At 35.0% G+C, this 21,567-nt stretch carries 17 protein-coding genes; 12 read left to right on the top strand and 5 right to left on the bottom strand.

Annotation, left to right across the window (positions count from 1 at the left end; translation table 11 throughout):
* Positions 1-81 precede the first annotated feature (81 nt).
* The 5 genes from DFQ05_RS07055 to DFQ05_RS07035 all read right to left on the bottom strand — a co-directional run bounded on the left by DFQ05_RS07055 (position 82) and on the right by DFQ05_RS07035 (position 8,896).
* Positions 82-1,614, bottom strand: a complete 1,533-nt coding sequence (locus DFQ05_RS07055; protein WP_132704693.1) for an SGNH/GDSL hydrolase family protein — start codon at positions 1,612-1,614, stop codon at positions 82-84.
* An 11-nt stretch (positions 1,615-1,625) separates the two neighbouring features.
* Complete coding sequence (locus DFQ05_RS07050) at positions 1,626-4,382, bottom strand: TonB-dependent receptor (RefSeq protein ID WP_132704692.1); 2,757 nt, start codon at positions 4,380-4,382, stop codon at positions 1,626-1,628.
* Between the two features lie 185 nt (positions 4,383-4,567).
* A complete protein-coding gene (gene glmS / locus DFQ05_RS07045) occupies positions 4,568-6,415 on the bottom strand; it encodes a glutamine--fructose-6-phosphate transaminase (isomerizing) (RefSeq protein ID WP_132704691.1) in 1,848 nt (615 codons plus the stop codon).
* A gap of 9 nt (positions 6,416-6,424) precedes the next feature.
* Positions 6,425-8,074 (bottom strand): BamH family beta-barrel-assembly machinery protein, encoded by a 1,650-nt coding sequence (locus DFQ05_RS07040; protein ID WP_132704690.1) that lies wholly within the window; start codon positions 8,072-8,074, stop codon positions 6,425-6,427.
* Between the two features lie 12 nt (positions 8,075-8,086).
* Complete coding sequence (locus DFQ05_RS07035) at positions 8,087-8,896, bottom strand: glycogen/starch synthase (protein ID WP_132704689.1); 810 nt, start codon at positions 8,894-8,896, stop codon at positions 8,087-8,089.
* 98 nt (positions 8,897-8,994) lie between these two features.
* On the opposite strand from DFQ05_RS07035, the gene panC reads away from it, so the two are divergent.
* From panC to DFQ05_RS06975, 12 genes are all read left to right on the top strand, one after another.
* Positions 8,995-9,858 carry a pantoate--beta-alanine ligase gene (panC, locus tag DFQ05_RS07030; RefSeq protein ID WP_132704688.1) on the top strand — a complete coding sequence of 288 codons (864 nt, stop codon included), beginning with the start codon at positions 8,995-8,997 and terminating at the stop codon, positions 9,856-9,858.
* A gap of 13 nt (positions 9,859-9,871) precedes the next feature.
* Positions 9,872-10,222 (top strand): aspartate 1-decarboxylase, encoded by a 351-nt coding sequence (panD, locus tag DFQ05_RS07025; RefSeq protein ID WP_132704687.1) that lies wholly within the window; start codon positions 9,872-9,874, stop codon positions 10,220-10,222.
* Positions 10,223-10,227: 5 nt separating this feature from the next.
* Positions 10,228-11,199: a lysylphosphatidylglycerol synthase transmembrane domain-containing protein gene (locus tag DFQ05_RS07020; protein WP_132704686.1), complete on the top strand. Its 972-nt coding sequence runs from the start codon at positions 10,228-10,230 to the stop codon at positions 11,197-11,199.
* A 112-nt stretch (positions 11,200-11,311) separates the two neighbouring features.
* Positions 11,312-12,460 (top strand): alpha/beta hydrolase, encoded by a 1,149-nt coding sequence (locus tag DFQ05_RS07015; RefSeq protein ID WP_132704685.1) that lies wholly within the window; start codon positions 11,312-11,314, stop codon positions 12,458-12,460.
* A 34-nt stretch (positions 12,461-12,494) separates the two neighbouring features.
* Positions 12,495-13,853, top strand: coding sequence for a DNA repair protein RadA (radA, locus tag DFQ05_RS07010; protein WP_132704684.1), 1,359 nt, complete (start codon positions 12,495-12,497; stop codon positions 13,851-13,853).
* Positions 13,854-13,855: 2 nt separating this feature from the next.
* Positions 13,856-14,431 carry a hypothetical protein gene (locus DFQ05_RS07005; protein ID WP_132704683.1) on the top strand — a complete coding sequence of 192 codons (576 nt, stop codon included), beginning with the start codon at positions 13,856-13,858 and terminating at the stop codon, positions 14,429-14,431.
* Positions 14,432-14,498: 67 nt separating this feature from the next.
* Positions 14,499-14,909 (top strand): hypothetical protein, encoded by a 411-nt coding sequence (locus DFQ05_RS07000; RefSeq protein ID WP_132704682.1) that lies wholly within the window; start codon positions 14,499-14,501, stop codon positions 14,907-14,909.
* Between the two features lie 623 nt (positions 14,910-15,532).
* Complete coding sequence (locus DFQ05_RS06995; RefSeq protein WP_132704681.1) at positions 15,533-16,339, top strand: sensor histidine kinase; 807 nt, start codon at positions 15,533-15,535, stop codon at positions 16,337-16,339.
* Positions 16,323-17,003 (top strand): response regulator transcription factor, encoded by a 681-nt coding sequence (locus DFQ05_RS06990; protein ID WP_132704680.1) that lies wholly within the window; start codon positions 16,323-16,325, stop codon positions 17,001-17,003. Before DFQ05_RS06995 ends, DFQ05_RS06990 begins: the two co-directional genes overlap by 17 nt.
* A gap of 97 nt (positions 17,004-17,100) precedes the next feature.
* Positions 17,101-20,505, top strand: a complete 3,405-nt coding sequence (gene ileS / locus DFQ05_RS06985; protein ID WP_132704679.1) for an isoleucine--tRNA ligase — start codon at positions 17,101-17,103, stop codon at positions 20,503-20,505.
* Positions 20,506-20,508: 3 nt separating this feature from the next.
* The gene (locus tag DFQ05_RS06980; protein ID WP_132704678.1) at positions 20,509-20,892 is read left to right on the top strand and encodes a TraR/DksA family transcriptional regulator; all 384 of its coding nucleotides are present in this window, start codon (positions 20,509-20,511) and stop codon (positions 20,890-20,892) included.
* Between the two features lie 114 nt (positions 20,893-21,006).
* Positions 21,007-21,564, top strand: coding sequence for a hypothetical protein (locus DFQ05_RS06975; RefSeq protein ID WP_132704677.1), 558 nt, complete (start codon positions 21,007-21,009; stop codon positions 21,562-21,564).
* The last annotated feature ends 3 nt before the right edge of the window (positions 21,565-21,567 follow it).

Raw genomic sequence — 21,567 nt, 5'->3', positions numbered from 1 at the left:
AAGCACTTTTTTATGAAGCTTTTTTGCATAAAAAAAGCACGCTAAAAATTAGCGTGCTTCAAGTATTATTTATTCAAGATTTTACTGTAATAATCCTGGTGAATAATTAGTGTTGTATGTAGAAACGTCTACAAGATTGCCCGATGCTTCAAAATTAGTACCGTAAGTAGCGTCTATGGCTTTAAGCATTTCGTTAGCAATAAGAGCGTAACCTCTAGATGTAGGGTGAACACCGTCTAAAGAGAAAGCACCACCAGTAACCAAGTCTGAAGTTAAAACTAAACCACTAGTTGCTATACCAGAAGATGCTAATTCGTCTAATAATGCGTTTGCATCTAATAACGCAAAGCCATTTGCACTTGCAACTGCAGATATTACACCGTTGTACTGAGCGGTAGCATCCGCAATCTCAGCTTGCTCTTCAGGAGTTAAGACCCATCTATCAGATAAAGGAATAGCAACACCGTTAACCGATAAAGGGTTATTAGGGTCTGCTAAAGTCCCGATAAAAGAAGCAGCAGGTAAGACTAATAAGTCTGCCGCCGTGGCTTGTCTAAAATTTGGTAATCCTAATCCAGATAAGTCGGTTAAATCTTCATCTACGATTACGACAGCGTTAGTTGCCGAAGCCTCGAAGTTTATAGTACGAGCAGCAGCTTCTTCAGATGTTATTAAACTATTCGCTAACGCTAATTGAAGCCCTCCATTATATTGAGCATAAGCTTGATTGACAGCTCCAGCAGTAGCCGCATCTAATGGCACTGGGTCATGTGGAACCGTTGTAAAATGCGGTATAGCCGTTACATTAGGGATATTTCCTAAAATACCCTGAACGCCTGGTACATTTCCTGTTAGTGTAGCGGCAAGAGCCTGGTAAGTCTGCTCAAAGCCAACTCCTGGAGGTCCAGTCATTGGGGTAATTGGATTAGAGCCATCACCACCTGAGAGTGCATAACCTAACACATCGTTGTTACCTATCCATAAAGAGATGAAAGATGGTTGCTGTGCCACAGCATCGGCTATAACACTAGTTCCAGGTGAACTAGCCATTCTTACAAAGTAAGGATTAGCCGTTGGAGGGTTTGCAATTACTCCAGAAAAATTGCCATATCCTGGTGCTAATAAATGAAAACTTTTTGCCCCAGGAACACCTAAATTATTAAATGGTCCAGTAGGATTGTTTAATACTATGTCTGTTGTAGGGCTAGCACTTGGTACTAAGGATTGTAATGGTGCTGGACCAGAACCATTAAAAACGAGTCTTGGTCCGAAACCTGGCAGTGGATTACCTCCAGCTAATAAACCTCCAACATTATCATTCATTAATGGCTGCGTAAAACTACCACCATTTGCTAAGGCTGCAAATTGTTCGGCCATAATAGCAGGCGTAGAATTTTCTTGCGATATTTTGTAAAGCGCGCCATCTGCAAAACCAGCAGTAAGCGAATTACCCATAGATACGAATTTTGAAAAATCCGCAGATCCTTGAGTAAAATCTTCGAAAACAACTGGCTCTTCTTGGCCACGATTTCTTAAGTCTTCTAAGGTCTCATTTTCACAGGCTAAAAATCCTAATGTAAAAATGGATAATGCTATATATTTTAAATTTTTCATCATGCAAATTTTTATAAGTTGTTGATTGTCCAAGATAAGTAGTACTGCGAACCAATAAATCCTGTACCAAATGCAGTAAAGTATTCGTCTTGTAATAAGTTGGTTGCACCTAACTTAAATGTAGATTTAAAGCTTGGAATTCTATAATTGATTTGAGCATCTAATACATTAAATGCTGGTACTTCGCCATCACCAAAAGATGCTTCCCAGAAATAGTTATCACTCCATCTCCAAGCCACATTAAATCCAAAATTCTCAAATAAATCAGTTTTACCAAAAGATACTTTTACTTTGTGCTCTGGAGTATTAAAGTTAGTTCTAAAGTCTGGATTTGCGTTAACATCAAAATCTAATTTAGCGTAAGTATAATTTGCGCTTAAATCAAAACCGTCAAAGATTTTTGTAGATACTTGTACCGCCGCACCATAAGAGTTGATGTCGGCATCAGAATTTGTGTACGTTTGATAAGCTTGGAAATCGCCATTTGCGATTGCTGCAAGTGATAATGAGTTGTCCCCTACTGTACCGTATAACGGGGCAATTACAGTTTCGTTGGCTAAAAAGTCTTGGTATTGGTTGTAGTAAGCCGAAGCATCAATAACAAATCCTTCTACCTTACCACGGTAACCAACTTCGAAAGACGTTACTTGCTCTGGAGTCGCTAGGCTAGAGTTTCCAATCTGTAAGTTTGCTGGATTTCCAGTCTCTGCAAAAGCTTGAACCGAGCTAGCTAAGAACGAGTTGTTATATGCTGCCGCACCTGTCTGAGTTATTGTTGCTGGATTTCCAAGGTTTTGTCCATCTACGCTAACGCCATAATCTCTTGAGTATCTTTCTGGATTATCAAATGCACCACCAATTAAAACGGCGCGACCAACATCTAAACCGATGTATAAATCTTGTGTTGTTGGATTTCTGAAACCAGTCTGGAAAGAGGCTCTAAAGTTGTGGTCTTCGTTGACAGTTAAACCCGCAGAAAGTCGTGGAGAGAAAAAGCCATCGAATAACTCTGACTTGTCATATCTTAAAGACCCTGTTAATTTTAGTTCTAAATTGTCATTCAGCTCTAATGCTTTTTGAACTTGAGTGTAAACACCAACTTCAGAATAGTTTATTGGGCCATCAAAATCTGTATAGATAGTTCCGAAAGAATTTAATCTATATCTTCTGTATGAAGCTCCCACTTGAACTTCTGCTGCATCCCAAAGATGACTAAAATTATAGTTAGCGTCTGCATGGTAAATTTTAGAGTTATCTTGGAATTTAGAACCAGTACTTAAATCAGGATTGTTGATACTTTGGTTAAATGCATTTTGAAATTCAGGTGTTCCTGGTAAGAAACGACCTGTATCTGCAACTGCTCTTGCTGCATCATGCTTTTGTTGGTCAGTTAAGCCTTGTGGGTTACCAGAAAGTTCTATACCTGCATACGTTGCAATATATTCTTGGAACCATTGTGTATCACTTTTCCAAGCACGGTTAATATTAATACCAGTAAATACCATATCATAAGAATCACCAGCCTTATCTTCTGTTACGTAACCTCTAACAAAGAAATTATCGTTTCTAACCTCGATTTTGTGTTGTTGTAAAAAGAAGTTTTTGATGTTGTATCTGTTGGCTCCTTGATATATAGTGTTACCAGAACCAACTTTACCTACATATTGGATTTCGAAATCATTTGCCCAAGGACGGAAATATAAGCCCCAATCTGCTTTGATACTTTCGGCATTATAATTAGTTAAGTCACTTTCGTTGTATCCTGTTCTACTTACTTCTACATCTGGAATAATACCTAGTCCCGATGCTTCTCTAATATTTGTTGAAACCTCATCACCATACACATTGATACCATCGTAATCTGTAGCACTTCTATCGAGTCCTCGATTAAATCTATCTTCAGTACTTGTAGCAGCCCAATCAGTACCTTTTAGGTAACCAAAGTTAACTTTTGCAGCAAATTTATCACTGAACTTGTATGCCATTCTAATACCAAAATCAGTATAGTCATTATCACCAGCTGCTTCTTGAGATGTAATTCCTCTTTTTAGATAAGCACTTATACCTTGGTTATCGAAAGGGCTCTTACTTCTCATAAACAGAATACCATTAAATGCATTTGCACCATATAATGCCGATGCTGCACCTGGTAAAAGTTCTACACTGTTTACATCTGTCTCAACCATACCAAGTAAGTTACCTAGAGGGAAGTTAAGCGCAGGAGCTGAGTTGTCCATTCCGTCTACTAACTGCATAAAACGTGTGTTTGCAAAGCTTGCAAAACCTCTTGTGTTAATAGACTTAAATGTTAAACTGTTGGTGTTAATATCAACACCTTTAAGGTTCTCTAACCCATCGTAAAAGTCTGATGACGGTGTATTTTTAATTTCTTTTAAACCGAAGCGTTCTACCGTTACTGGAGATTCAAAAATACGCTCTGGTGTTCTTGAAGCAGAAATTACAACCTCATCTAATTCATTACCTTCTACCATTTGAACGTCTACTGTTTGGTTATTCGACGTTACTTCAATCGTTTGAGTTTCGAAGCCAGTGTAGGTAACTACAAGTTTAAATGGTGGAGTTTGGTCAGTGGTAATGATGTATTTCCCATCAAAATCTGAACTTGTTCCGATTGTTGTCCCTTCAATAATGATATTTGCACCAGGTAGGGGTTGACCTGTGTCATCCGTAATTGTTCCTTTAACTGTGGTTTGAGCAAATGAAATCACAGTAAAAAGCATTACAAAAAGCTTTAAGGTTGTCTTCATGTTAAAGAATTAGTTAATTTATTAGGTCGCCAATTTAACTAATTCTATGAAAAGATGATAAGAATTTATTCTAAAATTATGCGCGCACAGCAATTTTTGGCAATAAAATCTATTTAAAACCAAAAAATCCATAAAAAAGTAACGTTATTTTATGGATTTGTGAATTTTATAATTTACTGTTAAAACTATTCTACAGTTACTGATTTTGCCAAATTTCTTGGCTGGTCCACATTTTTTCCGAGCATTACAGCAATGTGATATGATAGTAATTGTAATGGAATAGTGGTAAGAAGTGGACTCAAGGATTCGAGAGTTTCTGGTACTTCTATAATGTGGTCTGCCAATTTTTTTACATCGACATCACCTTCTGTAACTATAGCGATAATTTTACCTTTTCTTGACTTGATTTCTTGAATGTTACTTACAACTTTTTCGTAGTGCCCTTTTTTTGTAGCAATAACGAATACAGGCATCTGTTCGTCTATCAAGGCAATCGGCCCGTGTTTCATTTCTGCAGCAGGATAGCCTTCTGCATGAATGTATGATATTTCTTTAAGCTTTAAAGCGCCTTCTAGGGCTACAGGGAAATTATAACCTCTTCCTAAATACAAGCAATTAGTGGCATCCTTATATGTTTCTGCAACTTTTTTAATGTGTTCATCGGACTTAAGTGCTTGTTTTACTTTATCAGGGATAAGTTCTAATTGCTCTAGGTGATAATGAAAATCTGAATTAGAAATTGTTCCCTTTTCTTTAGCTAATTTTAAGGCTATTAAAGTTAAAACCGTGATCTGTGTCGTGAACGCCTTTGTGGAAGCAACTCCGATTTCTGGACCCGCGTGCGTATATGCACCTGCATGCGTTTCTCTGGCGATACTAGAGCCAACAACATTGCATACGCCAAAAACAAAAGCACCATTAGCTTTGGCTAATTTAATTGCCGCTAACGTATCTGCTGTTTCACCAGATTGAGAAATGGCAATAACGACATCTTTTTCCGTGATAACAGGATTTCTGTATCTAAATTCTGAAGCGTATTCTACCTCTACAGGAATCCTAGCGATATCTTCAAATATGTATTCTGCAACGAGTCCTGCATGCCATGACGTACCGCAAGCGACTATTATAATTCTATTGGCATTAAGGAATTTTTCTTTGTGATTCTCTACACCAGACATCCTTATTATACCTTCATTAGCTAATAAGCGTCCACGATATGTATCTCTAATGGCGTGAGGTTGTTCGTAAATTTCTTTAAGCATAAAATGCTCATAGCCACCTTTTTCAATTTGCTCTAGATTAAATTTAAGCTCTTGCATTATAGGATTTACTAAGGAATCGTCTTTAATTTTTCTAATTCTAACCTTTTTACCTAAACGAACAACAGCCATTTCCTCATCTTCGAGATAAATAGCATTTTTGGTAAATTCAATAAAAGGCGAGGCATCACTCGCTATGAAAAACTCATCTTCACCAACACCTATAGCTAACGGGCTGCCTAGTTTGGCGACAACTATTTCGTTAGGTTTATTCTTATCAAAAACAGCTATCGCATAAGCGCCAACGACCTCATTAAGAGCTATCTGTACTGCTTTACCTAATTTTACACCTTCCTTCTTTTTAACCTCTTCAATTAAGTTAATAAGCACTTCTGTATCTGTATCTGATTTAAAACTGTAGCCCCTGTTAATTAATTCGGTTTTAATGGCTTCGTAATTTTCTATAATACCATTATGAATAATTACTAGATTACCAGAGTTAGAGTAATGAGGATGAGAATTAACATCGTTTGGGACGCCATGCGTAGCCCATCTTGTATGGCCTATTCCTAACTTACCATCTGTCTTAATCTCATTTTCAAGACGATTTTTTAAATCCGCAACCTTGCCCTTGGTTTTTGATAGTTTAATAGTGTTCCCGTCGTATAGAGCAATTCCCGCACTATCATATCCTCTATATTCTAATCTTTGAAGTCCTTTAAGTATTATAGGGTAGGCTTCTCTGTGTCCAATGTATCCAACTATTCCGCACATAAAGTAAAATTATTCGTTAGGGCAATTATTGTCAGTGTCTAAGCAGGTGTAGAAAATTTCTAAGATTATACGTTTAGAAATATCATTACTATCGCTACCATGGAGAATTACACCTCGAGGAGTGATTAAGCTACTTACAGGAACAGTGTTTTCTTGATTTTCAGCGCTCTGTACTTGGTACTGCGGAATAAATCCCTCTAAGTTAACATTTCCTGACACGGACAACCCTAGTTCTACATTTTCGGAATTATTGAATAAAAGATTCCTTAAATGAGAGGTTATTCTCATTTTATAACGAAGATGTCCATCATTGTCTCTCTCAATAATACCCAGATGATTTGGTATTGATATCTCTGGCAATGAATTATTTTGTTCATCTTCAAAGTAGTCAATTAAAGGTTGCCCATTGGTTTTATCATACAAATAAAGTCTTTCGGGTATTTCATTAAAATTAGTACTCTCATCTACATAAAAAACTAAATGAGCTTCGTTTATGAGTCTTCTAGGAGATTCAAATTCACCTTCATCGTTTAAATTCACATATTCTTTTCTCCATGCTTCGAAAGAATTATCAACATTATCGTTATCATCAGGATTTTCACCATCAAATAATTTTATGGTTGCAACTGACCCTTCACCTCCTTTTAAAGAAATTCTTTCATCTCCGTTTACTGTGTCTCCATCCGGAATTGAAAAGTCATTGTCGAAAAAATTAATTCTTGTGGGTCCAAATGTGAATGTGTATGTAGTCTGAACTCTATCTAAACCTTCCGTAAATGGGTCTCTAGAATAATGCATTGTTATGTTTGCATTACTCTGAGACAGGTCTAGAAGCATTAATGAGCTATCACCAATGTTATCTTCAGCTTCAAAGTACAAACCTCTAAAATAATTTCTAAAGTTGTTAGGATTATCTAAAACTGGTTCACCAACTTGATTTAAAATTTTTTCTTCCCAAAATGCATTATCAAGAACAATTCTAATTGCAGGTCCTATTGTCTGAGTGATTTCGCCATCATTGTCAAGTAAACGAATTTCTTGATTTGATATATTTAGCTCATTTTCAGTATGTAATAATCTGCTTTTTAGTAAACTTTCACTAATAGTTTCGCTACTGGATAAAGATTTATTCGAGAAATAATTTTGAGCTTCTTCAAAATCTCCAGCTGGGTTAAAGTCTCTCAAGTAAAAGTCGGATTCGTATATCCTTAATCTTATTGCCGGATAATCATTATTTGGTTTTTTAGGCAAAATAGAATCTAAATCGTAAAGGTTGTTGCCTGCCGTTGATATCCCCAAGTTAGTGGCAAAATAGGGTATGGTTAGTACAACTGAGTCAAGTTCTGGGTTGTTACCGAAACTTGGATTATTTTCTGGGGAGTTTATTTGTGTTAAAAAGCTTGAAGTAGTTCTCCCGAAGATTGGATCTATATATATACCTAGAGTAGCTAATCCTAAATCATTCGTCTGTACAGGTCCCAATTTATTCGTGTAACTTATAACTTCAAATTTTTCTGAAATAGTATTAAAGCTTGTCGCAGTGTCTGAATTTATAATATCAGATTCTATAGTCGTAAATTCGTCATCACATGCAATAAAGCCAAAACCAATAATAGTGGCTATTGCAAAATATCTTAGGGCAATTTTATTCAATTTCATAAATTATTTTAACTATTGAATTACACTATTTGTGTAAAATTCTGAATACGGTTCTGCAAACTCTTCGGGACTGTGGTATCCAAGTGTTGGAACATCAAGATTGTCTATATATTCATCTAATTCTTTGGGTAGTTCTTCGGAACCTTTTATAACAGCATCAGAGTTATCAATCGCAATTTTCATCAAATTAATGTAGTTTGGCTCACTTAGAGGTTTTATAGCCTCTTCATTTAGTCCATCAAAGCTTACTTTCTTTTTCATGTCTTTATCTAACGTTCCTTCGAAGTTTTGATTGTACACAGAGGTCACAATTTTACTTTCTGTAAACAAAGGTTCTGTTTTGTAGAATTCTTTTAAATACAGAGGCAATAATGATGCTAGCCAACCATTCACGTGTATAATATCTGGTGCCCAATTAAGTTTCTTAACAGTTTCTATAACACCTTTTGCAAAAAATATGGCACGCTCATCATTGTCAGGAAATAAATTTCCCTCTTCGTCAGTTAAAGTCGCTTTGCGCTTAAAATATTCTTCGTTATCAATAAAGTAAACCTGAATACGCTCTTTAGGTATAGATGCAACCTTAATAATCAAAGGCATATCTACATCGTTTATTACTAAGTTTATACCAGATAACCGAATAACTTCATGCAGCTGGTGTCTTCTTTCATTTATATTTCCAAATCGCGGCATAAATATCCGTATCTGCCCACCTTGTTTGCTTACCATTCTAGGCGCTTCAAAAGACATTGAAGAGATTTCATTTTCTGGTAAGTAAGGAACAACCTCAGAGGACACATACAATATTCGTTTATCTTTCATAAAGTGATTGATTTAGAAATTCAAAGTAAAAAACATGCAAAATTACAAAAATTTATGCGATTTGCTAGTAAAATCTTAAGTTTGCACGCGTTAAACTTATGTTACAAGGTTTGAAAATTTATCATAAAAAATTAGAACTCATCCAATATATAAATGTTTTAAAATCTGAATTTAAAACTATTGGGTTTGTTCCTACTATGGGTGCGCTTCATCAAGGTCATTTGTCTCTTGTAAATTTTGGGTTAGAGGATAACGATTATGTCGTGGTAAGTATTTTTGTAAATCCAACACAGTTTAATAACAACGAAGATTTAGAAAAATACCCAAGAACCTTAGATAGAGATGTTAATCTGTTAAAGACAGTATCGGGCAATAAAATTATTGTTTACGCCCCAAGCGTTGAAGACATCTATGAAGGAAATACAGTATCGCAGAGTTTTACGTTCGATGGATTGGAACATGAGATGGAAGGTGCTTTTCGTCCTGGACATTTTAACGGTGTAGGTACAATAGTAAAGCGTCTTTTAGAAATTGTTAGGCCAGACTATGCCTATTTTGGGCAGAAAGATTTTCAGCAACTACAGATTGTTAAGAAGTTGGTAGAGCTTCATAAGATACCAACGGAAATTATAGGATGTCCAATTTTTAGAGCCTCTGATGGATTAGCAATGAGCTCTAGAAATGAAAGATTAAAACCAGAATACAGAGCAGCAGCACCATTTATCTACAAAACATTAAAAACTGCCAAAGAAAAGTTTGGCACAAAAAGTGCTAAAGCAGTGACGGAATGGGTAGCGAAGCAATTTAAAAATCATGGGCTGTTGAAGCTTGAATATTTTTTAATTGCGGATGTAAAAACCTTAAAACCAGTTAAACGTAAATCAACAAAAAAGACATACAGAGCCTTTATTGCCGTGTATGCAGACGATATAAGACTTATAGATAATATCGCACTAAATTAATTATCTTTGCCTCATGCAAATTCAAGTAGTAAAATCTAAAATTCACCGCGTAAAAGTTACAGGTGCCGACCTTAATTATATTGGAAGTATAACCATTGACGAGGATTTAATGGATGCTGCAAATATTATACAAGGTGAGAAGGTTCAGATTGTTAATAATAACAACGGCGCACGTTTAGAAACTTACGCTATTCCTGGACCAAGAAATAGTGGCGAAATTACGTTAAACGGAGCAGCAGCAAGATTAGTAGCTCCTGGTGATGTGCTTATTCTTATAACTTATGCTTTTATGGACATAGAAGAAGCAAAAGTTTTTAAACCTTCTTTAGTATTCCCTAACGAAGAAAACAATCTTCTAAAATAGTGTAGTTGCAACCAAAACTAAAAAAAGTACTTACCATTACCATACCCATTTTATTGAGTGTTGTTTTGGTGTGGTATTCTTTAAGTAAAGTTCCACTAGATAAAATTATAGAAGAAGCTAAAAAGGCCGACTATAGATGGATTTTACTAAGTGTTGTATGCCTAACGCTTAGTCATTTATCAAGAGCTTATCGTTGGCTCTTTATGTTAGAACCTTTAGGGTATAAAGTGAAGTTTAAAAATAGCCTTATGGCCGTTTTTGCTACATATCTTATAAACTATGGTATCCCTAGGTCTGGAGAAGTGGCTAGAGCATCAATTTTAACCAATTACGAAGGCGTGCCTTTCGAAAAAGGATTTGGAACTATTATAGCAGAACGCGTGGCAGATTTAATTGTTATGCTTTTAATAATTGGTGTTACTCTTGTTCTTCAGTTTCAATTTATAATTCAATTTTTTTCTGAAAAACTAAATGTAAAGACTTTATTTTTTCTTGGTGTTTTTGGGATTCTTGGGTTAATTCTTTTAGTTGTCTTCAGGAATAGTGAAATCAAATTTATTCAAAAAATTATAGGTTTTGTAAATGGCTTAATCGAAGGCGCATTAAGCATATTTAAGATGAAGAAAAAATGGGCCTTTATTGCTCATACGCTTTTTATTTGGGGGATGTACATTTTAATGTTTTATACTACCACCTTTGCCTTTAAAAGTTTAGAGGGTATCCCTATAGCAGCAATTTTAATAGGATTTATCTCAGCAAGTTTTAGTATAGCTGCAACTAATGGAGGTACTGGTGCATACCCAGCTGCTGTTTATGCAGCATTTTCAATTTTCAATATTGCAAAAAACCCGAGCTTTGCTTTTGGTTGGGTGCTTTGGGGCTCGCAAACACTAATGACTATTCTTCTGGGAGGTCTTTCATTAATCTATTTGCCGATTTACAATAAGACAAAAACTACGGTACAAATAGATTCGTGAAAATTTGTGCCATTCGTGTCAAAAGCTCGTTGTGTTTCAACTTATCTTTCTCATAACATATTTACCAAAATATTTTTTACCTTGGCGCAACAACCAAAATCAATCACAGAAGATGAAAACGCTAAAGGTTACAATTCTTTTATTATTTGTTGGCATATCAAGTTTTTCTCAGGCAAAATACAAAACCATTTCATCTCAAATTTTAGGAGAGAATAGAGAGCTTAAAATTCTTCTTCCGCGAGGCTATTCCGAAGACGATGATAAGGCTTATCCAGTTATTTATGTTTTCGATGGGGATTATCTATTTGAGGCTGTAGCTGGTAATGTAGATTACTATGCTTATTGGGAAGACATACCAGAATCAATCGTTGTTGGTATTAATCAGGTAGAAACTAGACAGGATGATTTAATGTATTCTGAACAAAACTCTTTACCTATTGAAAGCGGTGCAGATTTTTTCGAATTTATAGGAAAAGAGCTAATACCTTTTGTAGAAGAGAATTACAAAACCGAAACATTCCGCGTAGCTGTGGGTCATGGCGAAACAGCAAATTTTATTAATTATTATTTAATACGTCAAAACCCAGTTTTTAATGCTTATGTGGCAATAAGTCCAGATTTGGCAGTGGACATGGAAAGCTATGTTGAAGAAAAACTTAATGCTGTTGAAGAAAAGATATTCTATTATTTAGCGGTCTCAACGACAGATATTAAGCATATAGCAGAAGCTTCGATTTCTTTAAATAATACATTAAAAAGCTTACAAAATACTAATCTTTTATACACTTTTAAGGAATTTGAAGGTGCAACGCATTATGCCATGCCGGCCCACGCCATACCAAAGGCGCTGGAGTCTATATTTTTTGTGTTTCAGCCAATTAGTAAAAAAGAGTATAATGAATCTATACTTAAATTAGAAGGGTCTCCCGTAGAGTATCTTCAAGAAAAATATGCTACAATAAAAGATTTATTCGGAATTGATAAGCAAATACTTATTAATGATTTTAAAGCAGTTGCAGCAGCAATTAAGAAAAAGCAAAAATGGGAGTATTACGAAGATTTATCTAAGCTTGCAAAAAAGCATTACCCAGATACGGTATTACCAAAATACTATTTAGGATTATATCAAGAAAATATTGGGGAGTCTAAAAAAGCAATGAAAACCTTTCAATCAGCTTACATACTTGAGGAAATAGGTGGAATCACTAAAGATTTTATGTTAGAAAAAGCAGAACAAATTAAAGCCGATTTCGGATACTAAAATTTGACAAGTTTCGCAATAGCGAATAAATTATATGGCAAAAGTAAAAACTACTTTTTTCTGTCAGAGTTGTGGCAGTCAGTATAGCAAATGGCAAGGGCAGTGTACAGCTTGTAAACAATGGAATACTATTGTAGAAGAAGTTATCCAGAAGCCAGAAAAGAGCGGTTGGAAGACCACTGCCACCTCACAGAAGCGCGTATCGAAGCCTTTAAAAATTAATGAGATAGATAGTTCTCAAGATGCGAGGCTCGACATGAGTGATGGTGAGTTTAATCGTGTTCTTGGCGGTGGCATGGTGCCAGGATCGTTAACTCTGCTTGGCGGAGAACCAGGAATAGGGAAGAGTACTTTATTGCTTCAAATTTCTTTAAAATTACCATATAAGACATTATATGTTTCTGGTGAAGAAAGTCAGAAACAAATAAAAATGCGTGCAGAACGTATTCAGCCTAATAGTGAAAACTGCTACATTCTCACAGAAACAAAAACTCAGAACATCTTCAAACAAATAGAAGCGCTAGAGCCAGATATAGTAATTATAGATTCCATCCAAACGCTACACAGTGATTATATCGAATCTTCAGCAGGAAGCATTTCTCAGATAAAAGAGTGCACAACAGAGCTTATAAAGTTTGCAAAAGAAACAGCAACTCCGATTTTGTTAATAGGTCATATAACAAAAGACGGTAACATTGCAGGGCCAAAAATATTAGAACATATGGTGGACACGGTTTTACAATTTGAGGGTGACCGCAATCATGTTTTTAGAATTCTTCGGGCTAATAAAAATCGTTTTGGTTCTACAAACGAACTGGGTATTTACGAAATGCAAGGTTCTGGCTTAAGAGAAGTAAGTAATCCTTCAGAAATTTTAATTTCTAAAAAAGACGGAGAGCTTTCTGGTAACGCTGTTGCAGCTACATTAGAAGGTATGCGACCTTTAATGATTGAAGTACAAGCTTTGGTAAGCACCGCGGTTTACGGAACCCCACAACGTTCTGCTACTGGCTTCAATGCCAAAAGACTAAACATGTTACTAGCTGTTTTAGAAAAGAGAGCAGGCTTTAGATTAGGGGCAAAAGATGTCTTTCTTAATATTACGGGAGGCATTACTGTCGATGACCCAGCGATAGATTTAGCAGTTGTAGCCGCAATATTATCGTCTAATGAAGACGAGGCTTTACAAAGCACCTATTGTTTTGCTGCCGAGGTAGGTTTATCAGGAGAAGTTAGACCAGTACAACGTATTGAACAGCGCATACTTGAAGCAGAAAAGTTAGGCTTTTCTACGATATTTGTATCTAAGTACAACAAAATTAGTTTAAAGAATACGACGATTAAAATTCAATTGATTTCTAAGATTGAAGATTTAGTTAAGTTTTTAGTATAAGTATGAAATATTTAAGTATTGTTTTCATACTAATTTTTTCAATTTCTTTTTGCCAAACTCAAGAGGCAACACTTTATTTTAAAGATGGTGGTGAGCCTATTTCTGGATATGCAGAAATTTACCAAGGCTATAAAATAAAATTTAAGTTAGAGGAAAATGGAGAGGTAAGTATATGGACTGGAGCTGTTGTAAAAGGAATTACATTCCATGGATTTGAGTTTGATAGAAGTTTTGAGTATGTCTTAACTCAGAAGTTTAAACGTTATCCTCTGCTTCTAGAACTTTTAACTGATGGCGAAGTAAAATTGTATGCAGATGTTTTGAAGCCAAACTTTTATGTTCCTGTTCCTTTAGATGGTGGTTTGGGAGTTTGGCGCCTACCAAAATCTACCAAGTATTATGTAAAAAGAGATTCCGAACTTTATGCTTCTAGATTAAAAGGAAATTTTAAAAAAAGTATTAGAGAATACTTTGGTAATTGTATAGGAATTGAAAAACGAATTAAAAATCATCAGTTCAGATGGGCGACATTACCAGAACTCGTTGAATATTATAATAACTATTGTGTAGATTTTTAGAATTAAAATTTTGATTGTAATAAATTTCTTTATTTTTAGCTATTTAAACCTTAAAAACTAAATACTTATGAGTAAAAAATTAATCTCTATCGAAGACGCTAAAAAATGGACAAAAAATTATCAGGATAATATGAAATCTGGTGATGCAAAGGCTTTTTTAATCAGTTGCGAGACCATCATAGATATTCTTAAAGAAATGAAAGTCATCCAAGAAACAAAAGCAGGCATCACATTAAATGATGTTGAAAATTCTAGCATAAGAGCTTATTTGGCAGTAAATCCAAGCCAGACTAAAGCCAATGGACAAACTTTGGTAATGGTAGGTACAAAAAAAGACAGTTCTGGCGTGGAGCGTGATATTGTAGAAGGCGAAGTAAACCCACCTTACAGTAGGTCTGAGGTTAATGGTAGTGGTACGTTTGATTTTATAGTGCCTTGTCCAGACAGATGCGATGAAAACAGTCCTTTAAACCATTAATTTGTTTTTTAATTGGATAAATTGGACACATATATATCCTATTTTTTATTGGGATTGTCGTTTATTTTATTTGCTACAACTTATCTTGCAAATAAAAAAAGTAAGTACTATAACAGATTTTTAGTATTTCTTTTAACAATGATTTCAATAGAGTTAGCCTCTTCTTATTACTACAGGCAAGGAAATAATCTCTTTTTATCCCATATTTATTTTTTTGTACGTTTTTTAACCTTGTCTTTTTTCTATAGGGCATTACTATATGAGTTTCAAAAGAGAATAGTAGATATTGTTTTCGTAATTGTTTCGGTAATTTTTGTATTCTACCACGTAGGAGGTTATATGGATTATTATCATGTCTCAGCTTTTAATCCTTTCGAAGTGTTTGTTTGTTCGGTGCCTATTTGTATTTATTCAGTATTACACGTTTATAATTCTTTAGAAAATAAGATGGTTTTTGCTTATATAAATTATGGATTATTAATCTATATAACAGTAAGTACCTTGTTGTTTATAACTGGTTTTGTTTTAAATAATAACGAAAATGTTTCTAAGAAATTGGCATTATTCATGTGGAACTTAAATAGCGTATTTTGGATTATATGTTTGCTTTTATTTATAGTTGAATGGTGGAAGAATTATCGGCCCAAGAAAATAGTGTAGTCTTAATGTTGCTTTTTGCAACTATATTTTTAACTCTAGTTACTTTAGGGCTTATTCTGTTTTTCTATTTTTCAAGAAAAAAAGTAATTCAGAAAGAACGTGAAAAGGCAGAGTTAAAAATTGCTAATCAACAAAAAATATTAGAAACATCAATAGCTATTCAAGAATTAGAACGCAAACGTATAGCTCAAGACTTGCATGATGCCATAAGCTCAAAGCTTAATATTGTAAGTCTTTCTACAAATGTACTTTTATCAGATAAAAAGACAACTAATAAACAAAAGAAAACTTTAGAGCAAATACTAGAGATTACATCTACAACATTAGAGAGTTCTAGGAAAATTGCTCATGATTTGTTGCCTCCAATCTTAGATAAATTTGGGCTTAAAGCCGCCTTAGAGGAATTATTCGAGGACTATTGTAAAAACACTCAAATCGATATACAATACGATTTAGAAGAATTAGAAATCTCAAAAGAAAAGCAATTGCATTTATTTAGAATATTACAAGAGCTCGTTAATAACTCAATACGTCATGGAAAGGCTGATGAACTTGTAGTTTTTTTGGAAGAAAATGATAATGGTTATAAATTGAGATATCAAGATAACGGCCTAGGCTTTGACGTAGAAGCTGTTAAGAAAAAAGCTGGAATAGGTATGCAAAACATAATGAGCCGTGCTAGGATACTCAATGGGAAATTCCACTATGATAGTCAAATAGGTAAAGGAAGTACTTTTGTAATAAGATCTAATTATGAAAAGACTCATTAAAATAGCTTTAGCGGATGATGAGTTGCTCTTCCGTCAAGGTGTAAAGGCAATCCTTCAGGCAGAAGATAAAATTCGAGTTCTATTCGATGCAGAAAATGGCCAAGACCTACTGGATAAATTAAGAATAGCTAAACAAAAACCTCAGATAATAGTGACAGATTTAAAAATGCCTGAGCTTAATGGGATTGATGTCACCAAAATAATTAGAAAAGAGTTTCCCGATATAAAAATAATTGCTCTGACCAGTTATTTTAGTAAACCATTTATTCTTAACATGATATCTATTGGAGCAGCCGGATATTTAGCTAAAAATAGTGCGCCAAAACTTATGATATCAACTATCAAAAAAGTTTATGAGAATGGTTTTTATTACGACGAAAAAATAAAAAAATTCATAAAAGAGAACGAAAAAGAAGCTAAACAAGTTAAGTCCACGTTAGATTCAAATTATTTTACATTAAGAGAGTTAGACGTTTTAAATCTCATTTGCAGACAGTATCTAACTAAAGATATTGGAGATAGATTAGGAATTAGTCCAAGAACTGTAGAAGTTCATCGTAACAACTTGTTACTAAAAACACAATCCAAAAACATAGCAGGATTAGTCATTTATGCGCTTAAGAACAAATTGGTAGATTTAGATTCGGATTTTTCTTTCAGTTAAAATGTTAAGTAGCTCGATTTTGCTCATATTTTGCTATGGTTCATAAAGAAATATAACAAAAATTAGTATTTTCGCATCCTTATTAGAAAAGCGAAAAATGAGCCAAAAGTTCCCTGAATACAAAGGACTTAACTTACCTAAAGTTGCCGATGAAATTAGTAACTATTGGGAAGCTAATGATATCTTCAATAAAAGCGTAACCACTAGAGAAGGAAAACCACCTTATGTGTTTTTCGAAGGCCCACCTTCTGCAAACGGATTGCCTGGTGTTCACCACGTTCTAGCACGTGCTATCAAGGATATTTTTCCACGCTACAAAACCATGAAAGGCTTTCAAGTAAAGCGAAAAGCTGGTTGGGACACGCACGGTTTACCAATTGAACTTGGAGTTGAAAAAGAACTTGGTATTACCAAAGAAGATATTGGCAAAAAAATTACGGTAGAAGAATACAACGCAGCTTGTAAAAAAGCCGTAATGCGTTATACAGATATTTGGAACGACCTTACAAAAAAAATGGGCTATTGGGTTAATATGGACGACCCATATGTGACCTACAAATCCAAATATATGGAGTCTGTTTGGTGGCTCTTAAAGCAGATTTACGATAAAGATTTATTATATAAAGGCTACACCATTCAGCCTTATTCGCCAAAAGCAGGAACTGGTTTAAGTTCGCATGAGCTCAATCAACCAGGAACGTATCAAGATGTAACAGATACTACGGTTGTAGCGCAATTTAAAGCTAATGCAGATAGTTTGCCAGACTTTTTACAAAACGAAGGTGATATTTATTTTTTAGCTTGGACAACTACTCCTTGGACGTTGCCAAGTAATACGGCTTTAACCGTTGGACCAAAGATTGACTATGTTTTGATTGAAACCTATAATCAGTACACATTTAAGCCAATGAATGTTGTTTTAGCAAAGAGTTTGGTAAACAAACAATTTGCTGGAAAATTCAATTTGGTTGAAGAAAAGTCTGAACTTTTAGCTTATAATTCTGGTGATAAAAAAATCCCTTACTATGTTGTAAAGGAATTTAAAGGTGCCGATTTAGTCGGAATTACTTACGAGCAGTTATTAGATTTTAATCTTCATTTCGAAAATAAAGAAAACGCCTTTAGAATTATTTCTGGTGATTTTGTAACGACCGAAGACGGAACAGGAATCGTTCATACGGCGCCAACATTTGGTGCGGACGATGCTTTAGTGGCAAAACAAGCTACTCCAGAAATTCCGCCATTTTTAGTAAAAGACGAAAATGATAATTTAGTGCCATTGGTGGATTTACAAGGTAAATTCAGAAAAGAATTAGGTGAGTTTGGCGGTAAATACGTTAAAAACGAATATTACGACGAGGGCGAAGCGCCAGAAAAATCTATTGATGTAGAGCTTGCCATTAAACTAAAAACCGAAAACAAAGCCTTTAAGGTTGAAAAATATAAGCACAGCTATCCAAACTGCTGGCGTACAGATAAGCCGATTTTATACTATCCGTTAGATTCTTGGTTCATCAAAGTGACCGATGTTAAGGGTCGCATGCACGAGCTTAATATGGGCATCAACTGGAAGCCAGAATCTACAGGAACAGGCCGTTTTGGTAATTGGTTGGCAAATGCAAACGATTGGAATTTATCTCGTTCGCGTTTTTGGGGAATTCCACTACCAATTTGGCGCACCGAAGATGGAAAAGAGCAGATATGCATCGGCTCAATGAAAGAATTAAAAGCTGAAATTGAAAAGTCAATTAAAGCCGGATTAATGACCGAAGACATTTTTGCTGATTTTGAAGTTGGTAACATGTCTGAGGAAAATTACGAAAAGATAGATTTACATAAAAACATCGTCGATAAGATTACGTTAGTTTCAGATTCTGGGCAACCAATGAAACGTGAAAGCGACTTGATTGATGTATGGTTTGATTCGGGTTCTATGCCTTATGCACAATGGCATTATCCGTTTGAAAACAAAGAACTGATTGACGAGAATAAATCATTTCCAGCAGATTTTATTGCCGAAGGTGTAGACCAAACACGTGGTTGGTTTTATACGCTTCATGCTATTGCAACAATGGTTTTCGATTCCGTAGCTTATAAAAATGTAGTTTCAAACGGTTTAGTATTAGACAAAAACGGACAGAAAATGTCTAAACGCCTTGGTAACGCCACTGATCCATTCGAAACACTATCAACTTACGGCGCAGATGCCACACGTTGGTACATGATAAGCAACGCAAATCCTTGGGATAATCTTAAGTTTGATGTTGATGGCATAGAAGAGGTAAAGCGTAAATTCTTCGGAACGTTGTATAACACCTATTCATTCTTCAGTTTGTATACAAATCTAGATGGTTTCGATTATTCTGAAGCAGATATTCCACTAAACGAACGACCAGAAATAGACCGCTGGATACTTTCAGAATTAAATACATTGATTCAAAAAGTAGATGAATTTTATGCGGAATACGAGCCAACAAAGGCAGCACGAGCCATTTCAAACTTTACCCAAGAATACTTAAGTAACTGGTATGTGCGTTTAAGTAGAAGACGTTTTTGGAAAGGCGATTACCAAACCGATAAAATTTCGGCATACCAAACGCTTTATACCTGTATGGTAACCTTAGCAAAATTAGGGGCGCCAATTGCGCCATTCTTTATGGACCGCTTGTATTTAGATTTAAATGCAGTCACCAAGAAAGAAGATTTCGAAAGTGTACATTTAGCAGAGTTTCCTGTAGCGGATGTAAGTGCAATAGACAAGGTGTTAGAACGCAAAATGGAGAATGCACAGACCATTTCCTCTTTGGTATTATCATTAAGAGCAAAGGAGAAAATTAAGGTGCGTCAACCGTTACAGAAAATTATGATTCCTGTAAATAGTTCGTCGCAAAAAGAAGAAATAGAAGCTGTTGCCGATTTAATTAAACACGAAGTTAATATTAAAGAAATTGAGTTGTTAGAAGATGCTTCGGATATTTTGGTAAAACAAATTAAACCTAATTTTAAAGCGTTAGGACCGCGTTTTGGAAAAGATATGAAGCTGATTGCCAATGCTATAAGTGCTTTTTCAGCAGAAGATATTAACAAAATTGAGCAAAACGGAAGTTTTGAGCTTGAGATTAGTGGAAAAAATATTACATTGGAGCTTAGTGATGTAGAAATTACATCTCAAGACATCGAAGGATGGCTTGTAGCTAATGAGGGTGCATTAACCGTGGCATTAGACGTAACTATTAATGAAGAATTACGTAAAGAAGGAATTGCTAGAGAGTTAGTAAATCGTATTCAAAATTTACGAAAAGATTCAGGATTTGAGGTTACTGACAGAATTGACGTACAATTACAAAAAGACGTTAATATTACTGCGGCAGTTAGTGCAAACGAAAATTATATTAAGAGAGAAACTCTGACAGACGATTTAAAAATTGTAGATAACCTAAACAATGGTATAGAAATTGTGTTCGACGATGTAAATACTAAATTGTTTATTCAAAAAAATTAAAATATGGCTTCGGAAACTAAAGTAAGATATTCAGATAAGGATTTAGAAGAGTTTAGAGTACTTATCCAAGAAAAAATAGATAAAGCAGTACACGATTTAGAATTAATCAAATCTGCTTATATGAACGACCATAATAATGGTACGGACGATACATCGCCGACCTTTAAGGCTTTCGAAGAAGGTAGTGAGACCATGAGTAAAGAAGCTAATTCTGCTTTAGCCATTCGACAAGAGAAATTTATACGTGATCTAAAAAATGCGTTAATTCGTATTGAGAATAAATCCTATGGTGTTTGTAGGGTTACAGGAAAACTGATTAATAAAGAGCGTTTAAAATTAGTTCCGCATGCGACGTTAAGTATCGAAGCAAAGAACATGCAGAAATAATATAGTATTTTGAATACAACTTACAATATAAAGTCTTGGAATATCTATTTCAGGACTTTTTTAATAATCTTTTTTTTAGGACTTACTTTTGTTTGTTTAGGTCAAAATACAGCCATGCAAACATTTTCATCGGATGGAATTTTAGAAGTTAAAGTCAATGGTTATCAGATATTTAATATTTCAGTCACAACTTCGAAAAGCAGCCAAATAGTTCTAAAATCGATATCGGACGGCGAATATGGCAATCAATTTCAAGTTGTTTCAGAAGTAAAAGGGAAACAATTACAAGTGGCTTTAAGTCGCACCGTACCTTACGAAACCCCAGATGATAAACGAAATGCGCATAAGGTTATTGCGGCAGAACTTCAGATAACTATGCCAGAGAATCTTAGTTTGGCAATAAAAAGCGACGTAGGCTCGGCAACTATAAAAGGACTATACAATGAGCTTAAAATTAATTTGGCTCAAGGCAGCTGTACAGTTGATGGTATGGCAAGATTAGCTACAATAAAAACAACCGATGAGCCAATTTTTGTAATTACTAAAGATGCTATTATTTCTACGGACTCTAAAAGTGGGCTGGTCGATTTCCCTAGTGATATGTTAGGGCTTAATTTATGGCGATTAACAACTATTAGCGGTGATATTACAGTAAAGAAGCGCGAAAACTAGATG

It is taken from the genome of Winogradskyella wandonensis (assembly GCF_004346845.1).
GTDB classification, from domain to species: Bacteria; Bacteroidota; Bacteroidia; order Flavobacteriales; family Flavobacteriaceae; genus Winogradskyella; species Winogradskyella wandonensis.
This window is presented reverse-complemented; position numbering and strand designations above follow the sequence as displayed.